This is a genomic window from Gemmata palustris, from assembly GCF_017939745.1.
Classification (GTDB): Bacteria; Planctomycetota; Planctomycetia; order Gemmatales; family Gemmataceae; genus Gemmata; species Gemmata palustris.
This window is the reverse complement of sequence record NZ_JAGKQQ010000001.1, coordinates 6,428,452-6,451,116: the sequence shown is the minus strand read 5'-3', so window position 1 is coordinate 6,451,116 and position 22,665 is coordinate 6,428,452. Positions and strand designations below refer to the sequence as shown.

At 64.2% G+C, this 22,665-nt stretch carries 21 protein-coding genes and 1 tRNA gene; 14 read left to right on the top strand and 8 right to left on the bottom strand.

Annotated features, from left to right (window positions below):
* Window positions 1-2: 2 nt before the first annotated feature.
* The 3 genes from J8F10_RS26915 to J8F10_RS26905 all read right to left on the bottom strand — a co-directional run bounded on the left by J8F10_RS26915 (window position 3) and on the right by J8F10_RS26905 (window position 2,584).
* Window positions 3-671 carry a hypothetical protein gene (locus J8F10_RS26915; RefSeq protein ID WP_210659287.1) on the bottom strand — a complete coding sequence of 223 codons (669 nt, stop codon included), beginning with the start codon at window positions 669-671 and terminating at the stop codon, window positions 3-5.
* 18 nt (window positions 672-689) lie between these two features.
* Window positions 690-1,721 carry a DUF1559 family PulG-like putative transporter gene (locus tag J8F10_RS26910; protein WP_210659285.1) on the bottom strand — a complete coding sequence of 344 codons (1,032 nt, stop codon included), beginning with the start codon at window positions 1,719-1,721 and terminating at the stop codon, window positions 690-692.
* Window positions 1,722-2,511: 790 nt separating this feature from the next.
* Window positions 2,512-2,584 (bottom strand) — tRNA-Ala (locus tag J8F10_RS26905).
* 121 nt (window positions 2,585-2,705) lie between these two features.
* On the opposite strand from J8F10_RS26905, the gene J8F10_RS26900 reads away from it, so the two are divergent.
* From J8F10_RS26900 to J8F10_RS26885, 4 genes are all read left to right on the top strand, one after another.
* Window positions 2,706-3,800, top strand: a complete 1,095-nt coding sequence (locus J8F10_RS26900; RefSeq protein WP_210659283.1) for a lysylphosphatidylglycerol synthase transmembrane domain-containing protein — start codon at window positions 2,706-2,708, stop codon at window positions 3,798-3,800.
* A 555-nt stretch (window positions 3,801-4,355) separates the two neighbouring features.
* Entirely contained in the window at window positions 4,356-5,360 is a 1,005-nt protein-coding gene (gene epsC / locus J8F10_RS26895; RefSeq protein ID WP_210659281.1) for a serine O-acetyltransferase EpsC, read from the top strand.
* An 80-nt stretch (window positions 5,361-5,440) separates the two neighbouring features.
* Complete coding sequence (locus J8F10_RS26890; RefSeq protein WP_210659279.1) at window positions 5,441-5,692, top strand: hypothetical protein; 252 nt, start codon at window positions 5,441-5,443, stop codon at window positions 5,690-5,692.
* Between the two features lie 29 nt (window positions 5,693-5,721).
* Window positions 5,722-6,402, top strand: a complete 681-nt coding sequence (locus J8F10_RS26885) for a TIGR02996 domain-containing protein (RefSeq protein WP_210659277.1) — start codon at window positions 5,722-5,724, stop codon at window positions 6,400-6,402.
* A gap of 2 nt (window positions 6,403-6,404) precedes the next feature.
* Here J8F10_RS26885 and J8F10_RS26880 read toward each other — a convergent pair whose 3' ends face one another.
* Complete coding sequence (locus J8F10_RS26880; protein ID WP_210659274.1) at window positions 6,405-7,175, bottom strand: CoA-transferase subunit beta; 771 nt, start codon at window positions 7,173-7,175, stop codon at window positions 6,405-6,407.
* Window positions 7,176-7,320: 145 nt separating this feature from the next.
* Here J8F10_RS26880 and J8F10_RS26875 point away from each other — a divergent pair, with 145 nt between their 5' ends.
* From J8F10_RS26875 to J8F10_RS26865, 3 genes are all read left to right on the top strand, one after another.
* A complete protein-coding gene (locus J8F10_RS26875; protein WP_315854169.1) occupies window positions 7,321-8,367 on the top strand; it encodes an acyl-CoA desaturase in 1,047 nt (348 codons plus the stop codon).
* A 3-nt stretch (window positions 8,368-8,370) separates the two neighbouring features.
* On the top strand, window positions 8,371-8,838 hold the full coding sequence (locus J8F10_RS26870; RefSeq protein WP_210659272.1) for a nucleoside 2-deoxyribosyltransferase domain-containing protein: 468 nt from the start codon (window positions 8,371-8,373) through the stop codon (window positions 8,836-8,838).
* Window positions 8,839-9,141: 303 nt separating this feature from the next.
* Window positions 9,142-10,236: a TIGR02996 domain-containing protein gene (locus J8F10_RS26865; protein WP_210659269.1), complete on the top strand. Its 1,095-nt coding sequence runs from the start codon at window positions 9,142-9,144 to the stop codon at window positions 10,234-10,236.
* 249 nt (window positions 10,237-10,485) lie between these two features.
* On the opposite strand, the gene J8F10_RS39295 is transcribed toward J8F10_RS26865, so the two are convergent.
* The 3 genes from J8F10_RS39295 to J8F10_RS26845 all read right to left on the bottom strand — a co-directional run bounded on the left by J8F10_RS39295 (window position 10,486) and on the right by J8F10_RS26845 (window position 15,992).
* Complete coding sequence (locus J8F10_RS39295; RefSeq protein WP_246522717.1) at window positions 10,486-11,655, bottom strand: transposase; 1,170 nt, start codon at window positions 11,653-11,655, stop codon at window positions 10,486-10,488.
* 452 nt (window positions 11,656-12,107) lie between these two features.
* Window positions 12,108-15,509, bottom strand: a complete 3,402-nt coding sequence (locus J8F10_RS26850; RefSeq protein WP_210659267.1) for a serine/threonine-protein kinase — start codon at window positions 15,507-15,509, stop codon at window positions 12,108-12,110.
* Between the two features lie 30 nt (window positions 15,510-15,539).
* Window positions 15,540-15,992 (bottom strand): carboxypeptidase-like regulatory domain-containing protein, encoded by a 453-nt coding sequence (locus J8F10_RS26845; RefSeq protein WP_210659265.1) that lies wholly within the window; start codon window positions 15,990-15,992, stop codon window positions 15,540-15,542.
* Window positions 15,993-16,041: 49 nt separating this feature from the next.
* Between J8F10_RS26845 and uppP the strand changes: the two genes are divergently transcribed.
* From uppP to J8F10_RS26810, 7 genes are all read left to right on the top strand, one after another.
* The gene (uppP, locus tag J8F10_RS26840) at window positions 16,042-16,884 is read left to right on the top strand and encodes an undecaprenyl-diphosphatase UppP (RefSeq protein ID WP_210659262.1); all 843 of its coding nucleotides are present in this window, start codon (window positions 16,042-16,044) and stop codon (window positions 16,882-16,884) included.
* Between the two features lie 13 nt (window positions 16,885-16,897).
* Window positions 16,898-17,593 (top strand): 5-oxoprolinase subunit PxpA, encoded by a 696-nt coding sequence (locus J8F10_RS26835; protein WP_210659260.1) that lies wholly within the window; start codon window positions 16,898-16,900, stop codon window positions 17,591-17,593.
* Window positions 17,594-17,672: 79 nt separating this feature from the next.
* Window positions 17,673-18,707, top strand: a complete 1,035-nt coding sequence (locus tag J8F10_RS26830; RefSeq protein WP_210659258.1) for a 5-oxoprolinase subunit C family protein — start codon at window positions 17,673-17,675, stop codon at window positions 18,705-18,707.
* A gap of 70 nt (window positions 18,708-18,777) precedes the next feature.
* Window positions 18,778-19,152 carry a hypothetical protein gene (locus J8F10_RS26825; RefSeq protein ID WP_210659256.1) on the top strand — a complete coding sequence of 125 codons (375 nt, stop codon included), beginning with the start codon at window positions 18,778-18,780 and terminating at the stop codon, window positions 19,150-19,152.
* Window positions 19,153-19,301: 149 nt separating this feature from the next.
* Window positions 19,302-19,835 (top strand): hypothetical protein, encoded by a 534-nt coding sequence (locus tag J8F10_RS26820; protein WP_246523603.1) that lies wholly within the window; start codon window positions 19,302-19,304, stop codon window positions 19,833-19,835.
* A 67-nt stretch (window positions 19,836-19,902) separates the two neighbouring features.
* Window positions 19,903-20,931 carry a tRNA preQ1(34) S-adenosylmethionine ribosyltransferase-isomerase QueA gene (gene queA, locus J8F10_RS26815; protein WP_210659254.1) on the top strand — a complete coding sequence of 343 codons (1,029 nt, stop codon included), beginning with the start codon at window positions 19,903-19,905 and terminating at the stop codon, window positions 20,929-20,931.
* Complete coding sequence (locus tag J8F10_RS26810) at window positions 20,931-21,272, top strand: hypothetical protein (RefSeq protein WP_210659252.1); 342 nt, start codon at window positions 20,931-20,933, stop codon at window positions 21,270-21,272. The genes queA and J8F10_RS26810 overlap by 1 nt, the downstream gene beginning before the upstream one ends.
* A gap of 63 nt (window positions 21,273-21,335) precedes the next feature.
* Here the strand turns inward: J8F10_RS26810 and J8F10_RS26805 are convergent, their stop codons facing one another.
* Window positions 21,336-22,625, bottom strand: a complete 1,290-nt coding sequence (locus J8F10_RS26805; RefSeq protein ID WP_210659250.1) for a DUF1501 domain-containing protein — start codon at window positions 22,623-22,625, stop codon at window positions 21,336-21,338.
* Window positions 22,626-22,665 lie beyond the last annotated feature (40 nt).

The following is a 22,665-nucleotide window of genomic DNA, read 5'->3' as shown; positions in this document are numbered from 1 at the left end:
ACTCAGCTCGTGAGAACCAAATCGAACGTCGTGTTCCCGGCGACGGTCAGCTTGAGAGGATGGGCCGGCCCGCCCCGACCGTACCGGATGTGAGCGGCCCGGTACCGGGCCTGCTCGTGAGCCGGGACGGTGAACCGCAACTGTTCCAGGAACGGTCCGGGCAGGCGCGGAGCCACCGTGCCCCGCTGCGGATCACCGCCCTCCCACACCTCTTTCGGAGCGAACGGGAGCACCACGCGCCCGTTGGGGTCCAACAGAACGAGGACCGAAGCCGGGCCGTCCGGGACGCCGGTCAACTTGTAGCTTCCGGCTCCGTCGATGGCACCGGGTGACAGGACCAGTCCGTTGGTCGTAAACAGCAGCACCCGGCCCGCGACGAGGGGCTCGCCGTTCAGCGTCGCCTTGCCCGACACGGTCGATTCCCCGCCCCGATCAATAGCGAACAAGCCCGGCCCGGCGGACATGATCAGGGGGCCGCGTGGCCCGGCACGTGGGGCCATTTGACCGGAAGCGGTTGATTCCCTTCCGCGACCCCTTGGGGCCGTGAAGGACAACGATTCGTCGTCGGTCGGCGCCGACTGGGCCTCGGGCACCGGTTCCGTACCGCACCCCCCGAGGAGGGTCACGCAGAAGACGAGCGCCACGAGCGCCGAGGCGAGACACGTCCGCATGGCAGTGCCTCCTCGGGTTCACAGGTCATTGGAAATGTCACCGGCAGCGGGTGTCAGGGCCGCTTCCCAGCTCGGAGTGCTGACCCCGGCCCGGACCCCGCGGACGCTCCCGTCCATGAACCCGACCTGGATCGAGCCACTCGAGTGGGATTGGGGGAGCGCGGAGTCACAAGAATAGGCTTGGGGTTTGTTCTCGAAGGTCTTCCCGGCCACCCGCGCGAACACCGGGGCACCGGCCGTGAACGTGTAGTTGTAGTTGTACGTGTTGCCCCCATCGGACCACGAGTAACTCGAGGTCTGCAGCCCGGCGTCCTCGGCGTTCATGGCCCAGTACCCGAGCCGGTACCCGTAGGAGTATGTGTACGTGTACACGTTACCGTTCCACGACCCGCTGCCCTCGCCGTAGGAGTAGCAGTACCCGTACCCCTCGGCGATCCCGATCGTGTTGCTGCTCCCGTCGGTGATCCCGAGGATCGTGCGCTTCCCGTCGAACACGTCACTGTTGGCGATGTAGCTCAGGGACGGAGACTGGTCGTAAGCAGTTAGGTCGTTGGGTGCGATCAGCACCTTGACCGCCGGCGCGCTCCAGTCGTAACTGCCCCCGCCGGATGCGTTCCTGTTGGCGTAGGTCGCGGAGGCGAAGTTGGTGGTGGTGTTGGAGTTATAGTTAAACTGACTGAACGCGCCGGTGTTGGCGGTGAAGATGTTGCCCTGCTCGAGGTACGGGAACAGGTGGAAGAACGCGGGTCCGTTCACCCCGCCGGGAGTCCCGTAGGGAGTCGCGCCGCCCGGGGTTCCGGTCGGCTTAGTGGGGGTCCACCCGCACGCGGGCGGGAACTTGTTGTTGGCGTCGTGATAGCTCTGGGCCGCGAGTCCGATCTGCTTCAGATTGTTCTGGCCCTGTGCCCGCGCCGCCGCGTCGCGCACCTTCTGGACCGCGGGCAGGAGCAGTCCGACCAGGACCGCGATGATCGCAATGACGACGAGGAGCTCGATGAGCGTGAACCCACGCCGAGCCGTTGGGACGTGTACGTGCCGCACCCGTGACATCGGGTGTCCTCCGGACGAGCGCGCGGGAGGGCCGTTAGGCCTTCGGCCACGGATCGTCACATACGTGAAGGGATAACAACCAGGAGCGAGCAGCGGGAGAGGTGACGGACGGGTGAGAACCTTGCGAGTCCCGTCCTCGTTGAGCGCGAACCGTTTGTCCCGTCACGGGTCCGTCGTTCCAGCGACGGACCCGTTCCATTAGGACATGGCCCGGGCGTTCCAGCGCTCGGGCCAATCAGTTTCTACTCACGTTTTAACAATTTCTCCTGAAACAATCGTCTTGTCAAGCGAATTAGTGAAATTCCTCCCATAAATTGGTTGCCCAACGGTGAAGCCCGTCAACGGGTTAACCATTTCCTTACCACGTCACGTTTAAAGCCGTTCCTAACTCAATAAATATATCCAACGGATATATTTATCAATTGACAAATTGATACTAAATTGTTAATATAATAAAATCAATCTATTATTATGTAACCGCAGGCCCCGCGCCGAACGTCTTCTCAACAGGGGTCGCGAGGGCTCGCGCGACATCCCAGCCCTAGTGATCGATCCGACTGCGGATCGTCTCCAGGCCGATGCCAGTTTTTTTCGACCATGCTTTTATTGTGAGCGATTGGCTGTTGTGGGTGAGTTTACGTGGTGGGTTGGGCATGCCCCAATTATCGTGCCTTGAACGACCGGCGCGAAGCTCAGATGGGTCAGGGGAGTCAATGACTCCCCTGACCCATCTGAGAACTCTACCCCATAAAACGAAGCAAGCCCTGGATCTTCCAGGGCTTGCGTGAGGTGGAGGTGAGGAGAGTTGAACTCCTGACCTCTTGAATGCCATTCAAGCGCTCTACCAACTGAGCTACACCCCCCTCGGTGAAAATTAAAATAGTGGCGCACGGGCGCGGTGTCAACCCTCCGCCCGTTGAGCTAGACGCAAACGCACCACAACCGCACAATCACCCCATTACGGACGCAGCCCGGAGGCAAGTGGTGAAGAAGCACGCGGTGCAGTGGTTGGTTCCGTTCCTCAAGTACGGCGTCGGGTTCGGCCTGCTCGCCTATGTGATCTACAAATATTGGGGGCCACAGAACGGCGGGCCGGGCATCGGGCAGTTGCTCCAGGGGCCGATTGCCTACGAGTGGCTGATCGCCGCCGCGCTGCTCCTGGCGACCACGACGGGCATTCAACTGTACCGCTGGTACCTCCTCGTTCGTGCGCTCGATCTGCCCACCAGCGTCCGTAATGCGTACCGGCTCGGCCTCGTTGGGGTCTATTACAACACGTTTTTCCCCGGGTCCGTCGGCGGCGACCTGCTCAAAGCGTACTTCATCGCTAAGGCTCACCCGGAGCGCAAAACGCGGGCCGTTGCCAGCGTGATTGCGGACCGCGCGATGGGGCTGTTTGGCCTGATTCTGTTCGTCGCGGTGTCGGGATCGATCGCGTGGGCGCTGGGCGACGCGCGCATCACCAACAACGCGGACCTGCAGCGAATCGTGACCATCACGGCCGGGATCGCGAGCGGCTCCATTGTCGGCTTTTTGGCACTGGGCCTGTTGCCCACGCGCCGCGTGGACCGATTCGCGGCGCGGTTGAAGTGGGTGCCAAAAATCGGCACCTCGCTCGCCGAAATGTGGTACGCGGTGTGGATGTACCGCCAGCGGTTGAAAGTTGTTGTGCTGGGCGTGTGCATTTCGGCCGTCGCGCACTGCGCGCTGGTTCTCTCGTTCCACTGTGCGTCCCGCGTGTTTCCACCGAATGACCCGGCGGCCGAACCCGCGTCGCTCTCCGAGCACTTCGTCATCGCGCCGATCGGGTTCATCGTGCAGGCGATCCCGATCTCGCCCGGTGGCGTGGGCGTCGGCGAGGCCGCGTTCGCATGGTTGTACAAGATTTCTGATCGCCCCGAAATGCTCGGGGTCGTCGCCCGGCTTTCGCTCCGCCTTGTGGAGTGGCTCCTCGGCATCATCGGGTACATCGTCTTCTTGCGCATGCGGGCCGAAGTGGTCGAAGTGCAGCACGAAATGGAAGAAGAGCAAGATCAAGAAACAGCGAGCAAGGAACAAGGCAAAGCGGAAGTGAAATAAAAATCGCTCCCGGGTGCGCTCTTCAACTTTGAAGAGCGCACCCGGGAGGGATTCGCTTGCAAACTGACAGCGCAAAAAAACAAACCGCCCGGACCTTTGGTAGCCTCTCCCCTCTACCAAGTGCCCGAGCGGTTGTATTAAGCGAGTACCTCGCTGAGTCAGTTGGCCGAGCGGCCTCTCCCCTCCGCTCGATTTCCTGTTTCAGTTTTAGGTTCGCCAACTGAATTAATGCACGATGTGTGCCAATCGATGACTCCCAGTAGGTCCGGCCACTGGATTTCGCAGCAATCGCTTATGAAATCGGAATTTACACCTCGTGAAAACTCGCTCACCCCATCGCCACAGTTCTCACATTGCGCTGAAACTGCTGACTGCACAGGCAACAGCCAGGGAGCGGTGCTGCACCTTGTGACATTTCCGACAAGCAGATTGTGTGAACCGACCCGGTTCGCCACCCGACCATACACTTGGCGTTGTTGACGCATCGCGTCCCCGACCCGTACCATCGGGATAGTCACCTTTCAATGAGTTCGCGCTCACGCTTCGGGAGCAGACATGGCCACGGACGTTCGGCTCAAAGAAGAACTGCCCGCGATCACGGACCAGCTCGTCGAAACGTACACGGAATGCAGCCGGCTGAACCACCTCGCGCACGAGCCGCTCCCCAACCGCGACGCGGTCGCGGACATCGTGGCGGACCTCTTTGAGGTGCTCTACCCCGGCTACGGGAAGCGCCAGAACCTTCACATTGGCAACATCGGCTACTACGTCGGCAGCCTCGTGGACTCGCTCCACGACAAGTTGACGACACAAATTGCCCGCGCGCTGCGCCACGAACTCTGCCACGAACGCGACTCGGCCGTCAGCGCCCCCGTGCCGGAGCCGTGGGAGAGCCCGAGCGAGGACAAGCCGCACACGGACTGCGAGAAGATTGCCCAGCCGAAAGCGGTGGAACTGCTGCGCCGGCTCGCGGACGTGCGCAAGACGCTCGAACTGGACGTGGAGGCCGCGTTCCGCGGCGACCCGGCCGCGCGCAGCCACCACGAAATCATCTTCTGCTACCCCGGCCTCGAAGCGATCACGATCTACCGCGTCGCGCACGAACTGTACGGCCTGGGCGTGCCGTTCATCCCGCGCATGATGACCGAGTTCGCACACGCGAAGACGGGCATCGACATTCACCCCGGCGCGACGATCGGACCGGGCTTCTTCATCGACCACGGCACCGGCGTGGTGATCGGCGAGACGTGCCACATCGGGCGGGGCGTAAAACTCTACCAGGGCGTGACGCTCGGCGCGCTGAGTTTCACGAAGGACGACGACGGCGGGTTGCTCCACGGGAACTACAAGCGGCACCCGACGCTCGAAGACGGCGTGATCGTGTACGCGAACGCGACCATCCTGGGCGGCCAGACCGTGGTCGGTACGCGAGCCGTGGTCGGCTCGAACGTGTGGCTGACCGAGAGCGTCCCACCGGACACGACCGTCGTGTTAGAGAAGCCCAAGTTGCGCCTGAAGGGCGCGAAGCCGAACACCGAACCGCTGACATATGAGATCTGAATCGAGCACGGTTCGAGGCACGTTGGTCACGAGGCGGACCGGTTCCGCCTCACCGGTAACCCACGACAATCGATACTCTCATGACCGACGCCAACGCTTCGCGCCTCGATGATTACCGGTTCCAAATGGGCCACGACGCCGGGAACCTGGCGATGGCGCTCGATCAACTCACCGACGCACTAACCGCGCTCAATCAGCACACGGTCTACTACAGACTGGAACAAGGCCAGCGAAAGGCCCCTCCACCGGACCTCGTTCCGCTGCTCGGGGTTCTGGCCGATGCGAAACTATTGGTACAGGAATCGCTCTTGCGACTGAAAGGCAAGGAGTAGGAAACCAATTCACCCGCTACGATTGTGTCATGAGTGACGAATCGGCCCTCCTCACTGCGATCCTCGCGCACCCCGATGAGGACACGCCGCGCCTCGTGTTCGCGGACTGGCTCGACGAGAACGGCCAGCCCGAACGGGCCGAGTTTATTCGATTGCAGATCAAGTACGTCCGTGGCGGCGACACGAACCCGCAAGCCCACTCCCGATTACTGCACCTGCTCTCGGTTCACGAACGCACGTGGTTGGGGTTCGTGGCGGAAGGTGACGAGGAGTGGCACTTCCGCCGCGGGTTCCCCGAGCAACTGACGATCAACGTCCGCGACCTGCTCGCGCGCTGGGAGGTGTTCGCGTCCGTGGGGTCGCTCCGCGACCTGTGTGTCATCGGCGGCCGAAAACGAACCGTCGAGGAACTGGTTCGGGCGCGGTGGGCGCCCTCTTGGAAGCGCTTCAGCCTGCATGCGGACTTCGCATACGATGGCGGGTTGGTCGGGTGTGAACCAATGATCGTGAACCTCGCATCGTGCCCGCAGGTGTCACGACTCGAAGAGCTCAACTTGACCGGGTTCGAGGTTTCTCCCCGCGCGGCCCACGCGCTTACAACGAGTGAACATCTCGTGCCCCTCGCGCGGTTGTGTTTCCGATCAGTCGTCTGGAGTTCCGAAACCCGTGCCGTCCTGAGCAACCGGTTCGGGGACCGCCTCCACGCATGATCTCACCCCGCGCGTCCCAGGATGTACCGCCCCGGATCGACTTCCGTGCGCAGGATGTGGAGCTGCTCCGCGTTCGGCTCGACGGTGGTGCCGAGCGGGTCGCACGCTTCCAGCGCGAAACCGGTCGCGGCCCGCACTTGATCCAGAGTTTTGCCGGGGTGAAGGCTCCTCACGCGCATGCGCTTCGTGTCCGGGACGAAGTCCAGCACACACAGATCCGTGATGACGCGGTGGGGGCCGGTGTTTGCCGGCAAGCCCGCAGCCTCTCGCGCGCCGGGACCGGTCAGGTAGCCGGGCGTCGTGAGGAAGTCGAGCTTCTCGACAAACTTCTTCGCATCGTGCTTCATCACAATCAGCGTGCGCCAGCAGAATGATGCGAGATCGTTCGCGCCGCCACTTCCGGGCAAGCGCACCTTCGGCTTGTCGTGCGGGCCGATCACGGTGGAGTTCAGGTTGCCGAAGGGGTCGATCTGGGCGCCCGAGAGGAACGTGTAATCGACCATCCCGCGCTGGCAGAACTGCATCACGTCCACCATCGAGGTCGCGAGCACGGCGCGGTGGAACGTGGTACTGTCGCCGACACTCACGGGCATCGTCGGGAGCAGCGGCGCGACACCGCCCGCCTCGAACATGATGACCAGATTCGGGGCGTGCGTCCGCTGCGCGAGCATGGCCGCGGCGCACGGCAACCCGGTCCCGACCGCCACGGTTTTGCCGTCGTCGAGTTCGCGCGCGGCGCAACAGATCATCAGTTCCATCGGGCTGAACGACATGACCGGTCCCCGAGTTCCCGTAAGGCGCTCCACTTCGCTCCGGTCCACAATTGAATTACCGCAGACGGATCAGCGCGTGGGTATTATTCTTTACTGAATACACCGACCCCGCAACCACTGGCTCCTACCCCCCGAGGAATACTCCGTGAGTACGGTCCCCGTTCCGTCCGCACCCGCTCCCATCCCCACTACACCGGAACAGTCGACCGCGCTCCCCGCACCAGCATCAGCTCCCGCCGCACGCGCCCGTAAACGGCGCGTGTTCTGGTTCCTGGCGGCGATCGTGTCGGTCCACCTGCTCGTCCCGCTCGCCTTCCTGCCCTACACGTTCGTGTGGTGGGGCCTTCCCGTGTTGGTCATCGGGAACTTCATCTTCGGTTCGCTCGGGATCAACCTGGGCTACCACCGGATGCTGACGCACTCGGCCGCGAAGTTCCCCAAGCCCCTGGAGCGGCTCTGGGTGCTGTTCGGCGTGTGCTGCATGGAGGGCTCCCCGCTGTGGTGGGTGTGTACGCACCGCATCCACCACCAGCACAGCGACGAAGAGGGCGACCCGCACAGCCCCAAGGATCACTTCTACTGGGGGCACATGGAGTGGATCTACACCGCCGACGATCGGCGCCAGAAGCTCGACACCTACGCGCGGTACGTCCCCGACCTGATGGGCGACAAGTTCCTCCGCTGGCTGCACCGCGGCGAGAAGTGGCTGCTCGTGTGGCTGGCCCACGCGGTCGCGCTCACCGGGCTCGGATTCGGGGCCGGCTTCCTGTTCTGCGATACCGCGGACGCGGCGGTGCAATTCGGGGTGCAGTGGTTCCTGTGGGCGGTGATCGTTCGCACGGTGTACGTGTGGCACATTACCTGGCTGGTGAATTCCGCGTCCCACCGCTGGGGGTACCGCAACTACGGCACGAACGACGGCAGCCGGAACAACTGGTTCGTGGCGCTCCTCACCAACGGCGAGGGCTGGCACAACAACCACCACGCGGCCCCGCGCGCGTGCTCGCAGGGGCACCGGTGGTGGGAGGTGGACCTCACGTTCACGTTCGTCCGCGCCCTGCAACTCGTCGGTCTCGCGTGGAACGTGGCGGCGGTGAAGGTTCCCAAACACATCGCCGAAGGCGCGAAGGAATCGGTGCCGAGTTCCGAAGGAGCGACCAGCGAAGGCCAGGGGCGCCAACCCCCGGAGTAAGTAATGACCTACATTGAGGCCCTCACGGAGTTCGACGGCCCCGGCCCGAGTGTGTTCCTTGCCGGAGGCATTAGCGGCACGTTCGACTGGCAGGCGGACATCGTCGCGCGGCTCGCGGACCTGCCGCTCGTGCTCCTCAACCCGCGCCGGCGCAACTTCCCGATGGACTATCCGTCCGCCGCGCACGCGCAAATCGAGTGGGAGTTCCGGCACCTCCAGCGAGCCACCGCGGTGCTGTTCTGGTTCCCGCCCGAAACACTCTGTCCGATCGCGCTCTACGAACTCGGTGGGCGCGCCCAGATCCGCGAGCAGCCCCTCTTCGTCGGCACCCACCCCGACTATCAGCGCCGGATCGATGTCGAAGTTCAGTTGAAGCTCGCTCGACCCGAAGTTGCGGTCGTTGGCACAATCGAGGCGCTGGCCGCGCAAGTTCGCACGTGGTTCGAGAGCCGCACGCAGCACCCAGAATGACCCGCTCCCAAAGTTTGGCACGCCTCGTGCTTTATCTAATTTCGGCATGGCAACCCCGACAGTGTCAGCGGGACATTGTCGGAGGCTTGGGCGGAACGAGCCGTTGGGGGTGGTCCCCAGCGGCTCGTTTCTTTTCATTGGTATTTTGCACTCGTCCTGCCCTCCGTACCCATCAAATTCGTGCTCTTCCGCCGAACAACGCCACTGACCGAGAGACGCTCATCCTGGTTGCCCGTCACTCACGATCTCGTGCCCGAAACAGCTCTGCGGTAAGCTAACGGAAAATTATTTTGGGGCGCGGCCATGTGGGTTCCGTTCGACACGTTCGGCGAGGTCCGGGGGCGCGTTCGCGGAGTGTCGCTGCCGTACCCGAACGGGCAGGTACTCGTGTGGACCGACCAGGGGCTGTTCTCGCTCTGGTACTTCCGCTCCGCGTTCATCAACAAGCTCACACCGACCACCGACGCGAAAGAACACTTCGACCCCACCACCGGCGCGGTCACCTGGAACGGCTCCGCGTACCCGATGCTCGGCGCGTGCGCGCCGCAGAACGATTCGCGTGCCCACACGCGGCACCCCGGCGGCGAGCGCGTGGTGCTCGATCCGACCACCGGTGCGGTTCATCTCCTCGATGCGGCCGGAGCCGTTCAGCAGGTCATTGAAGTCGCGGGCGCCGGGGAATGGGCCGTGGCCGCGTTCAGCGTGGACGGCAAGGCACTCGTCGTCGCCGATTCGACCGGCGTGCGCGCCTTCCGGTACGAAGCGACCACCGGCGGCGAGCGCCCGCGTTGGGCCGCCCTCGCCAGTGAAAGCGATCAGAACCGGCTGCTCCGAGCGGTTCTCGCGAACCCGGACGAAGACACCCCGCGCCTCATGTACGCGGACTGGCTCGACGAACACGACGACCCGGCTCGGGCCGAATTCATCCGGGTGCAGTGCCGGCTCGCGGAGCGTTCGGCACACGAGGCGGTCCCCGCGTCCGACCCCGACCAGCAGCGGGAATTTCAGCTCGCGCTCCAACTGGGCGAGCGCTGGCGGGCCGAACTCCCCGCGGTGCGTGGGGTCCGCTGGACCGGATTCTGGCGCGGGTTCCCCGGTGTGGCGGTGGTCAGCCCCACCACGCTCGTGCGTGCTGCGCCGAAGCTTTGGGCCGTAGCCCCGGTCGAATGGGTGACGATCACCGGGTTGAACCAGAACGGCGCCCGCCTCCTGGCCGATTCCGAGGTCTTCGACCGACTCCGCGTGCTGACACTCGACGGTTACCACATTCAGCGCGAAGGAGAAAAACCCTTCGCACGCTGTTCCACGCGCCGCGCGCCGCTTCGCTCAAGCGACTCCACTTGCCGCAAGGGATCGGCGAATCGGGCATCAGCGCCGTTGTCGGAAGCCCGCACCTGACCGGCCTGGAGTGGCTCACGATCGGGTCCGGCGGTTTGACCGATGCAGCGGCTGCAGCGCTCATGAACGCACCCGCGTTGCGGAACCTGCGCGGGGGATCGTTCGTGTCGTACCGACTCAGCAACCCGGCGCGAAAGCGGCTGAAGGGCCGCTTCCCAAACGCCACAGTGTGAATCGTCGTTCATGGCCATCGTAACGAGCCGCGACCGCAAGGGAGCGGGAAGCGCCACCGCTCCCTTGCCAGTAGTTTCAAGGCGTTGCGTTGGTTGTAAGTGTATTGTGTGGCAGGGTAATACATCGTGTGCGTGGGTATCGTGAGCGGATCCGTTGCGTGAGCCAGTCGAGCATCTCGGCCAACGGGAACTGGGCGACCCAGGCGGTCGGCGCGAGCCCGCGTGCCCGAGCGATCCGGAGCGTCAGGTACACCCACACCTGGCGCAACAGCAGGGCCACGCCCTCGAGCAGCAACCGGTACTCGGGGTTGGTGCTGGTGGTCCACCCGCGGGCCTGGTTCTTCTGCCGATAGCTGGTCTCGATCCCGAACCGCTCTCGGTACCGCCGGCGCCCCAACCGAGCCCGGTTCGCCTCCGACACGGCGGTCGCATCGCCCCACCCGCGGAACGCGTACACCCGGGCGTGCGATTCGCCCTTCCGTTGCCACACGAGCACCCGAGTCGATACCGCCTTGCGGCTCTTCTCGGTGACCCACTCCATGGTGGTGATGGTGCCGTGGGGTTGGGTGTAGCTGGCGTTGCGGCGGTTGGTACCGGTGCCCTTCTTGCGCATCGGGACCGTGTAGCTCAGGTTCCGTTCCTGCAACAGCAACAGGGTCTCCCCGCTGTCGAACCCGGCGTCCAGAACCACCCCGCGGACCGTGAGCCCGCGGGCCGCCACCTGGTCCAGAAGGGTCTGCACCTGCTGGTGCGGCTTGGTTCCTTTCGTCACGCTCATCAGCCCCACGGTGTACCGCCGGTGCTTGTGAATCAGTACCCCGGTGGCGTACGCGTGAAAGAACGAGGTCCCGGCCTTCTTGGGTCCGCCGATGATCCCCGGGGTGCTGCGATCCCCATAAAAGGGGACGTAATGCACATCGATGGCACACGTCCACCGGCGCCTCCGGTCCCGGCGCGTGAACCCCGCCACCTGGTGAAGGGCATCCACCAACCGGGCCGTGAGTTGGTCCCGGGAACCCCGGTTGGCGTGCATCGCCTGTCGCGCGGTCTCGTGGGAGAACCCGAAGTACCGGGTCACTACCGCGAACAACGTGCGGGTGGTGCCCGCGATCAACAGCACCAGGTCGAGCAACTGGGTGCGCGTGACCGACCGCTTGTAGTCGGTCCAACCCAGGGCCCGTTCCAACGTTCGGCGCGTCAGTGCGTGGACCACCGCCGGGGTGATCGTAGAGTAACCACGTCGCATGGGAGGCTCCCGTTCAAGTGCCTGAGAACCTTGAACTTAGGAACTCCCATGCGGCACTGCCAAATCACTTGAAACTACTGTTGCGGTCGCGGCTCGTGTGGTCGTTACACGGATCTCGAAACGAGGCTAACATTTGCTAACAATTCTGACCCCTGCGGGTGAGCCATAGGAGCGAGATGCACCAACTGCTAAATTTCAAGCTCATTGACGCTGTCGCCTTCTCACCGATCCGCGCCGACAGCTAACATTTGCTAACAATCGCCCACATCACTCGCGAATCCGCGATTTCTGCACCCCAAATGCGTTTCTCTCCGTGTTGGCGATCGGCCACTTGGTCTACAATTATTTTAGTGAACATATTTATAAAAATCAACACCCCTGGTGCCATAAAATGAATGCGCCGAAGCGCGGCTTCACCGGACATTCCGGCCGGTGGCCGAAGTGCTCGCGGTTCACCACGCGAGTTTGAGTTGCCCGAGTTGCGTCTTCAAGCCGTCTACGTCCCACACACGCACAGCGCGCTCTTGAGCCACGAGCACCAGGAGCCGGTTGTCGGTGGGATGGAACTGGAGCTCGCGCACCGGTCCGCTGAGGTCGGATACCGCGAACAGCGGCTCGAAGCGGTCGCCGACCCGCTTCCACAACCGCACGACGCGGTCGCGCCCGCCGGTAGCGAGTAGCGTCCCGTCGCAACTAATCGAGACCGCCGTCACACCACCCGGGTGCGCGGCAACCGCGGACTGTTCTTTTTGGTCGGCCGTGCGAATGATCCGCAGTTTTCCGTTCTGCGTGCCCGCGACGATGAGTGATTCGTCCGGCGCGAGCCCGATGGATTGCACCGGGTCGCGGGGGACCGGAAACGCGGTAACGAGTTCGCACGTTTCCGGTTTCAGCGAGTAGACCGAACCGTTGCGCCCGCCCACGGCGATCACGGTTCGCCCGACCGCGAGCGCGTCCAGGCTCGCCACGCCGCTGGTAACGCCACTCAGCGCGTTGCTCCATTTGGCGCGCACTTCTTTCGTAACCGGGTCGAACGCCATGACCTCGGACGCGGACACGATCGCCCAGAGCGTGTTACCACTCGGATCGAAGTGCGGGCACCACGTGATCTCTTTCGTGAACGCCGGCGGGGGAACCGGGACACCCGGTCCCCAGGCCACGAGCCCGCACATGGCCGGGCTGATGCAGAACGTGCCGTTCGGTGCGGCCGTAACCCCCGCCCGTCCGTTCCCCCCGCGCTCCGGGATTTGGACAGATGTTTTCGTGGTGCCGGTCGGTCCGACGAGGAATTCCCGGTTCGGCCCGTTGGGTTCGGTGAGTGCCGCGATTCGATCACTTGAAACGAAAGCCGCCGCTGCCACCGCCGAACCGCTGAAGCAGGCAAACCGTTGGGCGTCCGTGGCCCGGAACGTCCACCGCTCGAGTTGATCGTGGGCCGTCGCGAACAGCGTCTTCCCGTCACCGGACCACGCCAGCGCGATCGGCCCCGTACCCGTGACCGAGACCGTACCCACGGGCCTACCGGACGCGAGCTCCCACACCCGCACGGTGCGGTCCGTGTCCCCGGACGAGGTCGCCACGAACGCGCCCGACGGGTGCTCCGCGATCGTTCGCACGTACTCTTCGTGAATCCCGCGCCGCAACTCGGGGGTCACGAACCGTTCGAGCGGTGCGAGCGCGTCGCGGTCGTATACGACGAGGTCGCGCCCGTCCCCGACGAGCAGCGAGCCGGTCGAGGTCGCGGCGAGGCGCCAGGCGCCCGTGCTCGTGACCGTCTGTGTGGGGCGCCGGTTCGGTGCCCAGCGCCGAATCTGGTGAGCGTCGCACGTGACAACATCGCCGGTCGAGAGGACCGCGAACGAGGTGATCGGGGCGTCCGCCGGCTCGAGTTTTCCGAGCAACTTTCCGGTCTCGGTCGCCCACGCGAGTACCGGCTTCTCGGGGCGACACAGACCGTAGAGCGTCTTCCCGTCCGGGCTGAGGGCAATTTGCTCGAGCGACGTGATGGAGGCTTTCCACGTCTTGGCCGGCTCGTTTCCCGGCTTGTCCAGATCGAACCGGACCACCTGGGAGCTCCGCGTCCCGGCGTAGAGGCGTTTTCCATCGCGGCTGAAAACGAGTGAAGAGACGTAGTCCGGGGCTCTCTTGATGTACCCCATCGGGTCGCGAACCAAGCCCGCGGGGAAGGCCAATTCGCGAACGACGGCCCCGGTCGATGGGTCGATTAATCGCACCCCCACCGAGAGAGGGGTCCAGACCAAGTATTCGCCGATGGCGATCATCCCGGTTTTCGGATCGGTTGCCGCGGCCGACGCGCTGAAGCCTTTCACAATTGGAGGGCGCTCCTGTAAGTCCGCCCCGAGAATTGCAACGGCCGCGGCCGATCGCAGATCGCTCATCGCGGTCGGTTCGCCCACTGCGAGGGCCGCGGCCTTTTGCAAGTCCGTGTGGCTCTCAAACGTCCAGGACAGCGGTCGGTCGACGGCGCGGCTCCGGAGCTTGTTTTGAATAGCGAACAGTTCGCGCGCGTCAGCGAGTTTCAGGGCCGCTCGTGCCGCTTTAGCAGTTGCGGCGTGAGCGTCTTTTTCTCGGTCTTCGGCGACTTTGGCTAATCGCGCCGCTTCCTCCGCGGCGGCAGTGTCGGCCGCACGCTGATCGAGCCGGCCCTGCTCCCACACGACCAGTGGCGGAACTGCGAACAGTAGCCCCGCGGTGAGTGTCACCAGTGCCGCGGCCGTCGGGCGCCGATGCGCCCAGCGCGCGGTGCGTTTGATGAGACCAATGGGGCGCACGCTCACCGGGAGCCCGGCGAGGAACCGTCGCAGGTCGTCGGCCAGCGCCGCAGCGCTGGGGTAGCGGTGGTGCGGTTCTTTTTCCAAACACTTGAGGCAGATCAGTTCCAGATCGCGCGGAACGGTCGGAAGGACGGCCCGCGGTGAGACGGGAGCCGCGTCCAGAACTTGCTGGGCAATGGCCCACTGGTCGGGTCCGTCGAACGGCGGCTTCCCGGTGAGGCACTCGTAGAGGACCGCGCCGAGCGCGTACACGTCCGCGGCGGGTCCGACGAACTTGGCCTTTCCGCCGGCCTGTTCCGGGGCCATGTACGCCGGGGTACCCGCCGGCCCTTGTGTCCGCGTCACGTCCGACGCGAGGCGCTTGGCGAGACCGAAATCGGACACCTGTGGGAAGAGCGAGGAGTGAGGAGTGAGGAGTGAGGAACTGGGCACCGAAGACGAACCGGTTTCGCGCTCCGCATTTCGCGCGCCACGTGCCGCGCTCAACAGAATGTTGGCCGGCTTGATGTCGCGGTGAACGATGTCCGCGTCGTGAGCGGCCTGAAGCCCGTCGGCCACGTTCGCGATGAGGTCGGCGGTGGAGCGCGGGTCGAGTCGGCCGTGTGCTTTGAGGAACTTGGCCAGGCTCCCGCCTTCGACGAATTCCATCGTGAAGTACGGCCGTTCGGACTCGAACGGGCTGAGTTCGTACACCCGCACCACGTTCGGGTGCTTCACCGCGGCAACGGATTCGGCTTCGGCCCGGAACCGCGCGACCTCGCTCACCGAGAGGTGCTCGGACGTGAGAACCATCTTGAGCGCGACAATACGGTTCAACGGGAGGTGCCGGGCCTTATAAACAACGCCCATTCCCCCGCGCCCGAGTTCTTCGAGGATCTCGTAATCGGGGATGTTGGGGGCGCTCGCTACGGGCCGCGGGGCGAGGTTCGCCGCGTGTTTGAGGTGGTTCAGCAGCGATTCGGCTTCAGACGTGGCGCCGTCCGCCAGTGGAACATCGGCGGTGTGACCGACGGAGAGTTCGTTGGGGGTATCTGTGGAAATTTGATTTTCAGGCGCCACGGAAATACTCCGGAGATAGGCCAGGGCATTTTACTCGCGGTACCGCCGGCGCAACAGCCAAAACACCGCGGAAACACCGAGTAATCCGCCCGCACCGACCGTCAGACCAACAGTTTTGTTCAGTCGCGCGCCGGTGTAAGAGACGGGCGCCGCCTCGGGCTCCCCGGCGACCGAGAAGGGCACCGTCGCGGTGTGACCGATGCACTTCGCCGCGAGTACGTATTCACCGGGCGCAAGCGCCGGGAACGTCCACACGCCGCGGTCGTCGGTCGTGCCCGTCGCGACCTCGGCGCCCGCCGAATTGGTCACGCTCACTTTCGCGAATTCAGCGGGCAAATCGTCTTCAAAGTAGACCTCCACGCGAACCGATTCCGGACCGACTTTGACCGTCGCGTTCATGTCGTGTGCGCGGACCGCTCCCGGTGCGAACAGTGCGCCGGCAGTTACCGAGATCGCTAGAACGGTAGAACGCAAAACGCGCATGGAATGCTCCGAATAACAGTCGAGTCATCATACCGATTGGGGAGGGCGAATGCCCATCTGGGAAGCCGCGTTACTCGGCCTGATTCAAGGACTGACCGAATTTCTCCCGATCAGCAGCACGGCACACTTGCTCGTCGCACGACAACTGCTCGGGCATGAGAAGCCGGAAGACGCCTTCACCGTCGTGATTCAGCTCGGCACGCTCGCCGCCGTCTTCGTATACTTCCGCGCGGACATCGCTCGGATGCTGAACGGGCTTTGGGCGGACATCCGCGCCCGGCGGTTCGCGAGCACGCCCGATTCGCGCATCGGCTGGCTCATCGTACTCGGGACCGTGCCCGCAGTGGTCATCGGGTTTCTACTCAAGACGTGGCTGAAGAAGACCTTCTTTCACCCCACGCCAATTGCGGTCGTGGCGATCGTGTTCGCGCTGTTGATGGCGGCTTCCGAGTGGTGGGTCGCGCGCCGAGCGAAGCGCGGGCTGCCGCCGCGCGAGGAAGCGAACATCAACTGGCTCGATGCGCTCTGGATCGGGCTGTTCCAGGCACTCGCACTGATGCCGGGCGGCTCACGGTCCGGGACGACGATCACCGCGGGGCTGTTCGCGGGCCTCGCGCGCTCCGCCGCGGCGCGGTTCTCGTTCTTGCTCTCGCTCCCCGCCATTCTGGGCGCGGGAATGAAAGAGATGTACGACGAGCGCGCCACCCTGTTCGCGAGCGATCAGATCGCGGCACTCGGTGTCGGGCTCCTCGTATCGGCGGTGGTGGGGTACCTCGCGATCGCGTTCCTAATCAGTTTTCTCAAGCGGTACAGCACGACCGTGTTCGTTGTGTACCGCTTGCTTCTCGCTGCGGTGATCTTCGGGCTGATCGCGCGCGGGCAGCTCAAATAAACAGGGCGATCTCATGGAAATCGACCTGAACGCGGATCTCGGCGAGGGCGCCGGCTTTGACGCCGAGCTGATGCCGCTCATCACGTCCGCGAACGTGTGCTGCGGTGCGCACGCCGGCGGACCGAACGAGATCGCGTCCACACTGGCGCTCGCGAAACAGTTCGGAGTCACGATCGGCGCGCACCCCGGGTACGCGGACCGCGAACACTTCGGCCGGCGCGAACTCGATCTAACTTCGGGCGAGATCGCGCACGGGTGCCTGTACCAGCTCGGCGCACTGATGGGGTTGGCAAAAGCGTGTGACGCAGAGGTGCGCTACGTCAAGCCGCACGGTGCCCTCTACAATCAAGCGTGCCGCGACGAGAACGTGGCCGTTGGTGTGATCGATGCCGCCAAAGTGTTCGAGCTTCCGGTCATTGGGCTCCCTCAATCCTGGCTCGAAGCCGAGGCCACAGACCGCGTTCCGTTCTTCGCGGAAGGCTTCGCGGACCGCCGTTACCGCCCGGACGGATCGCTCGTACCGCGAACAGAGCCGAACGCATTCGTTCACGATCCCGATGAAGCCGTGAAGCAAATCGAGTGGCTGGTGCGCGAAAAGGGCGTGCGGACGATCTGCGTTCACGGCGACAACCCGGACGCGGTCGCGTTCACGAAAGCGGTTCGCGCGGCCCTTCTGAAGCGCGGGTTCACGCTCAAAGCGTTCGCGTGAGTTTTCCCTGGGACCGCGGGCATCTTGCCCGCTTCCCCCTCATCCAAAAAGCGGGCGAGACGCCCGCGATCCCAGGATTATGAGCCTGATCGTTCGCGAAGCCGGGTTGCAATCGCTGCTCGTCGATTTCGGCCGTGAACGCAGCCGGGCACTCGGCGTACCCGTGGGCGGTGCGGCGGACCGCGCGGCACTCGCCTTGGGCAACGCACTTATAGGCAACGCCCCTCACGCGGTCGCGCTCGAAGTCGCGTTTGCGGGGCCAGTAGTTGAGGCACTTCACTCGATTGCGTGCGTGATCTTCGGCGCGCCGTTTCAGAGCACCTTGAACGGAAACCCGCTGGTGCCCGGCACGACGTTCACGCTCGAACCGGGCGACGTGCTCCGCGTGGGCGGAACGCTCACCGGCGCGCGAGCGTACTTGTGTGTCGCCGGGGGCTTCGAGGCGCCAGAAGTTCTCGGCAGCCGATCAGCGCTCGAACCGATTCGAGTGGACGACGTGCTTCGATGCGCGGTGAGCCGCACGGAGTCGCGCAGTTTGCCGTTCTGTGAAGCGATACCTACCCCCCCGTCCCCCCTCCCTGAAGGGAAGGGGGAGCAGGTGTCGGACATCTCTGGGCGAACCGCGAGTGTTAACGAGCGGGTAGTTTTCTCCCCCTTCCCTTCAGGGAGGGGGGACGGGGGGGTAGGTCTGCCAATCCGCGTCCTTGATGGCCCGCAACGCGGCTGGTTCACCGACGATACCTTCTTCGCACAAGACTACGCAGTATCGGCGGCGAGCAACCGCATGGGCCTTCGCCTGAAAGGAGCGCCCCTCGCGCGCGTGCCGGGCGAACTCGTTTCGGAGGCGGTCGCCCCGGGAGCCGTGCAAGTCACCAACGACGGGTTGCCCATCGTTCTCGGCGTGGACGGTCAGACCATTGGCGGGTACCCGAAGATCGCACACGTAATTCGCGCCGATCTCGACCTACTCGCCCAACTCCGCCCAAACGACCGCATTCGGTTCGTGCGTGTGTCATCCGACGAAGCAGAAGGCGCGGCCCGGACGCGCGCTGCGTTCCTGCAAGAGTGGCTCACGCGGCTGCTCATCGCCGAGCGACAACCCGTGATCGGTTGAGCTTGCCCCAATTCCCACCCACCGCTATTGCTCCGCGCTTGTTGTCCCGCGGCAGTAACGAGGAGTCGCCATGCGAATGGTCGTGGCAATTAGCGCGGTGAGCGCCGTTTTGGGGTACGCGATCGTTCACTTTGCGTTCTTCGCGAACCCCGCACCTCACGCGAACCCCGCGGAGTCGGCGGCCCAAGCACCTGCGGAACCGGTGGTGCTGGCGAACGTCGTTGAAGTGACCGACACCGATGCTCTACTCGATCCGGCGCCGAGCAGCGTGACCGGCGTTCCGTTCGATACGACCGAACCGAACGAGTTCACCGTTCCCACTTCGGCGAAACCTATCCCGCCGGCCGCGAACGAAGACGGGGACGAGCCGGATACCGCGGAAATTGCCCCGATGCCGCGAGCGGTGGGGGCACGCCCCGCACTCGGCGCGCACCGGTCCGCGTAGTTCGGAACTCAGCCCATTCACCGCCAGCTTACCGAAGCTCTCGCGGAGCAGTACCAACGGATGCGAGCGATGGGGTTCTACTTCTGAGCGGCGGGTGTAGAATGTCCCCGGTGTCGGAACTAGTCTGTTCCTTCCGAAGGGTCATCTCCATGCGTATGCTGTTCGCTTCCGTATTGACTGCGGTCTTCGCCGGCGCTGCGGGCGCTGAAGACAAGGGCGTCGCGGTCGAGTGGGGCGGGCTCAAATCCACCACGCCGGCCGGGTGGAAGGAAGAAACCCCGTCGAACAAAATGCGACTGGCACAGTTCAAACTGGCCAAGGAAAAGGGCGACCCCGAGGACGCGGAACTGGCACTCTTCGCCTCGCCCGGTGGCGGCACCGTGGACGCGAACCTCGACCGCCAGGTCAAAAAGTTCGAGCTGGCCGCGGACAAGAAGCCGGCCGTTGCCAAGATCAAGATCGGCAAGCAAGAGGCCACGTACCAGGACATCACCGGCACCCTCCTCAAGAAGTTCCCGCCGTTCGACCCGAACGCGAAGATCACGAAGGTCGAAAACTACCGCCAGATTTACGTCATTTTCGAGGGCAAGGACGCGGTGTACTCGCTCACCCTCCTCGGGCCGGCGAAGACCGTCGAGAAGCACAAGAAAGAATTCGACGAGTGGCTGAAGAACTTCAAATAAGCCTTTAATTCCGAGTTTCGAGTTCCAATCGGAAACGGGGACTCGAAACTCGGAACCGGAACCTTCCGTGCCCTTCTTCGATTACCACCTGCCCGAACACTTGATCGCGCAGCACCCGGCGGCCGAGCGCGACTCGGCCCGGCTGCTCGTTGCCCACCGCGCAACAAACTCACTCGCGCACCACACGTTCCGCGAACTACCCGACTTACTCGGCCCCGGCGACCTCGTCGTGCTCAACGACACGCGCGTACTTCCCGCGCGCGTCATCGGTCGGCGCGAATCGACCGGCGGGAAGTGGGAGGGCTTGTTCCTTCGCACGGTCGAAGACGGTTCGTGGGAGATGCTCGCGCAGACCCGCGGCTATCCCGAAATCGGCACCGCGTTCGTGACGGACACGAACTTGCGCCTCGTGCTCTGCGGGCGAACGGCCGAGCGCCACTGGCTCATGCGGCCCGACCAGGAGGGCACGCCCCCGGAACTGCTCGGGCGCTACGGGCACATCCCGCTGCCGCCGTACATTCGCAAGGGCCGCGAAGAAGCCGCCGACCGCGAGCGCTACCAGACCGTCTACGCCAATGCAAATGCCATCGGCTCGGTCGCAGCACCAACGGCAGGATTGCATTTCACACCCGCGCTTTTCGACCGACTTACGGCGAAGGACATCGGCACGGCGCGTGTAACTTTGCACGTCGGCCTGGGTACGTTCGCACCGGTAAAAGAAGACGACCCGACGAAGCACGTGATTCACAGCGAGTGGTGCGCGGTGACGCAGGACGTCGTTGATGCCGTCCGCGTGACGAAGGAGAAGGGCGGGCGCGTGGTCGCAGTCGGCACCACCACGACCCGCACGCTGGAGACCGCCGCCCGGTCGGGAGTACTTCGCCCATTTAGTGGCGAAACGAACCTGTTTATTCACGAACCGTTCGAGTTCCGCGCGGTGGACGCGATCGTGACCAACTTCCACCTGCCGCGAACCACGCTCCTGCTGCTCGTTGGCGCGCTCGCGGGCGGCGACCTGTTGCAACGGGCCTATTCCGAAGCCGTCGCGAACGAGTACCGATTCTTCAGTTACGGCGACGCGATGCTGGTGCTGTGATGAAGATCGTTTCGATTCGCACGCAACCGGTTCGCTGCACCCAGGCCGCGGCGGAGATCCTCTTTCACGTCGAACTGAGCGGACCCGCATCGAAGTGCGAAGTGAGCGGGCGCGCGATCGGCCCGCGGTGCGAAACCATCTCGACCATCGAAGTCGCCTACCTCTTTACGATCACAGATACACGCGACAACGTGGTATCACTGCGGTGCGTGATCCCGGAGCCGAATTTGTGGTCGCGTGAAGCGCCGTTTAGTTACGCGACGACGTTTGAAGTGCGCGTAGCAACGGCCCTGACCGACTCGCGTGGAGAGAGCATCGCGCTCGGCCCCACGAAGGGATGACGTCCGAAACGCGAACCGGGAGCCACGTGGCTCCCGGTTCCGTTGTTGGCAATGGTTGCTTGCTCAGATCAGTTCTTCGACCTTGTTGCGGTCATCGAGAATGTACATCGGCCGACCGGCGCCGTTCGGGAAGGTGTAGCCCGCATCGATGCCCATCGCACCGTAAATCGTGCTGAGCAGGTGCGGCACCTTGTACGGCCGCTCTTTCGGGTACTCACCCTTCGCGGAACTGCTGCCGATCGCCTGGCCCATCTTGAGGCCGCCGCCCGCAATCATCGCGCTCATCACGGGCGCCCAGTGGTCGCGGCCCGCGTCCGAGTTGTTGATCTTCGGGGTGCGGCCGAACTCGCCCCACACCACGGTCACCACGTCGTCCTGCATCCCGCGGTCGTGCAGGTCGTTGATGAGGTTCGCGATCCCGCGGTCGAGTTCCGGGAGCATCCGCTTCAGTTCTTTGAAGTTACTCGTGTGCGTGTCCCACCCGCCGTAACTCAGCGTGACGCACCCGACGCCCGCTTCGACGAGCCGGCGCGCGGTCAGGAACTGTTCGACCCCCTTGTACCGGTCGCGGGTCTTCGGGTCTTCGTTTTTGAGATCGAGAGCCTTGCGGACGATCCCGGACGAGATCATGTCGAACGCGCGACCGGCGAACGAGTCCATGCCCTTCATGGTGCCGGTCGCGTCGATCTCGCGCCGCGCGGTGTCGAACTTGCCGAGCAGGTCTTTGCGGTCGTCCATGCGGTTCACGTTCACGCCGTTGGCGAGCCGGAGGTTTTCCATCCCGGCGCCGCTCGGGGTGAACGGCCGGTGCCCGACGCCGAGGTACCCCGGTTCGGTGCCCGGGCTGCCGCCCCCGCGGAGGCTGACGAACGGGGGAACGTCGTTGTTGCCGTCGCTGCGCAACTTCGAGATCACGGAGCCGAACGCCGGGTGCGACGCGATACGGTTGGTGCTCTCGCTGTAGCCGGTGCTCACGAGCGAGTCGCTGTGTTCCTCGGTGGAAATCAGGGAGCGAACGCAGGCGAGCTTGTCCCACATGCGGGCTTGCAGCGGCATGTGTTCGCAGATCTGCACACCGGGCACGTTGGTCCGAATGGGCTTGAACTCGCCGCGGAACTCCATCGGGGCTTCGGGCTTGAGGTCGTACATATCCATGTGCGACGGGCCGCCCGGCAGGTAGATCATGATCGCCGCTTTTTGCGGCGTGGACTTTGTGGCACTGGGGTCTTGCGCGGCCTTGAGTCGGAGCACGTCGGCGAGCGTCAGCCCGGCCCCGAACGCTCCGAGTTGGAGGAAGTTCCGACGGTTGATGTTGTCACAGTACCGCTGACGTTCGCCCCAGAAGGTCAACATGAGAGGCTCCGATAGGAGAGCAGACAGGTGGGAAGGGAGG

What these genes read in the sequence shown, in the direction of transcription:
- J8F10_RS26915 (WP_210659287.1), bottom strand. Translation starts at nt 671, where the DNA reads ATGCGGACGTGTCTCGCCTCGGCGCTCGTGGCGCTCGTCTTCTGCGTG.
- J8F10_RS26910 (WP_210659285.1), bottom strand. Translation starts at nt 1,721, where the DNA reads ATGTCACGGGTGCGGCACGTACACGTCCCAACGGCTCGGCGTGGGTTC.
- epsC (WP_210659281.1), top strand. Translation starts at nt 4,356, where the DNA reads ATGGCCACGGACGTTCGGCTCAAAGAAGAACTGCCCGCGATCACGGAC.
- J8F10_RS26890 (WP_210659279.1), top strand. Translation starts at nt 5,441, where the DNA reads ATGACCGACGCCAACGCTTCGCGCCTCGATGATTACCGGTTCCAAATG.
- J8F10_RS26885 (WP_210659277.1), top strand. Translation starts at nt 5,722, where the DNA reads ATGAGTGACGAATCGGCCCTCCTCACTGCGATCCTCGCGCACCCCGAT.
- J8F10_RS26880 (WP_210659274.1), bottom strand. Translation starts at nt 7,175, where the DNA reads ATGTCGTTCAGCCCGATGGAACTGATGATCTGTTGCGCCGCGCGCGAA.
- J8F10_RS26870 (WP_210659272.1), top strand. Translation starts at nt 8,371, where the DNA reads ATGACCTACATTGAGGCCCTCACGGAGTTCGACGGCCCCGGCCCGAGT.
- J8F10_RS26865 (WP_210659269.1), top strand. Translation starts at nt 9,142, where the DNA reads ATGTGGGTTCCGTTCGACACGTTCGGCGAGGTCCGGGGGCGCGTTCGC.
- J8F10_RS39295 (WP_246522717.1), bottom strand. Translation starts at nt 11,655, where the DNA reads ATGCGACGTGGTTACTCTACGATCACCCCGGCGGTGGTCCACGCACTG.
- J8F10_RS26845 (WP_210659265.1), bottom strand. Translation starts at nt 15,992, where the DNA reads ATGCGCGTTTTGCGTTCTACCGTTCTAGCGATCTCGGTAACTGCCGGC.
- uppP (WP_210659262.1), top strand. Translation starts at nt 16,042, where the DNA reads ATGCCCATCTGGGAAGCCGCGTTACTCGGCCTGATTCAAGGACTGACC.
- J8F10_RS26835 (WP_210659260.1), top strand. Translation starts at nt 16,898, where the DNA reads ATGGAAATCGACCTGAACGCGGATCTCGGCGAGGGCGCCGGCTTTGAC.
- J8F10_RS26830 (WP_210659258.1), top strand. Translation starts at nt 17,673, where the DNA reads ATGAGCCTGATCGTTCGCGAAGCCGGGTTGCAATCGCTGCTCGTCGAT.
- J8F10_RS26825 (WP_210659256.1), top strand. Translation starts at nt 18,778, where the DNA reads ATGCGAATGGTCGTGGCAATTAGCGCGGTGAGCGCCGTTTTGGGGTAC.
- J8F10_RS26820 (WP_246523603.1), top strand. Translation starts at nt 19,302, where the DNA reads ATGCGTATGCTGTTCGCTTCCGTATTGACTGCGGTCTTCGCCGGCGCT.
- J8F10_RS26810 (WP_210659252.1), top strand. Translation starts at nt 20,931, where the DNA reads ATGAAGATCGTTTCGATTCGCACGCAACCGGTTCGCTGCACCCAGGCC.
- J8F10_RS26805 (WP_210659250.1), bottom strand. Translation starts at nt 22,625, where the DNA reads ATGTTGACCTTCTGGGGCGAACGTCAGCGGTACTGTGACAACATCAAC.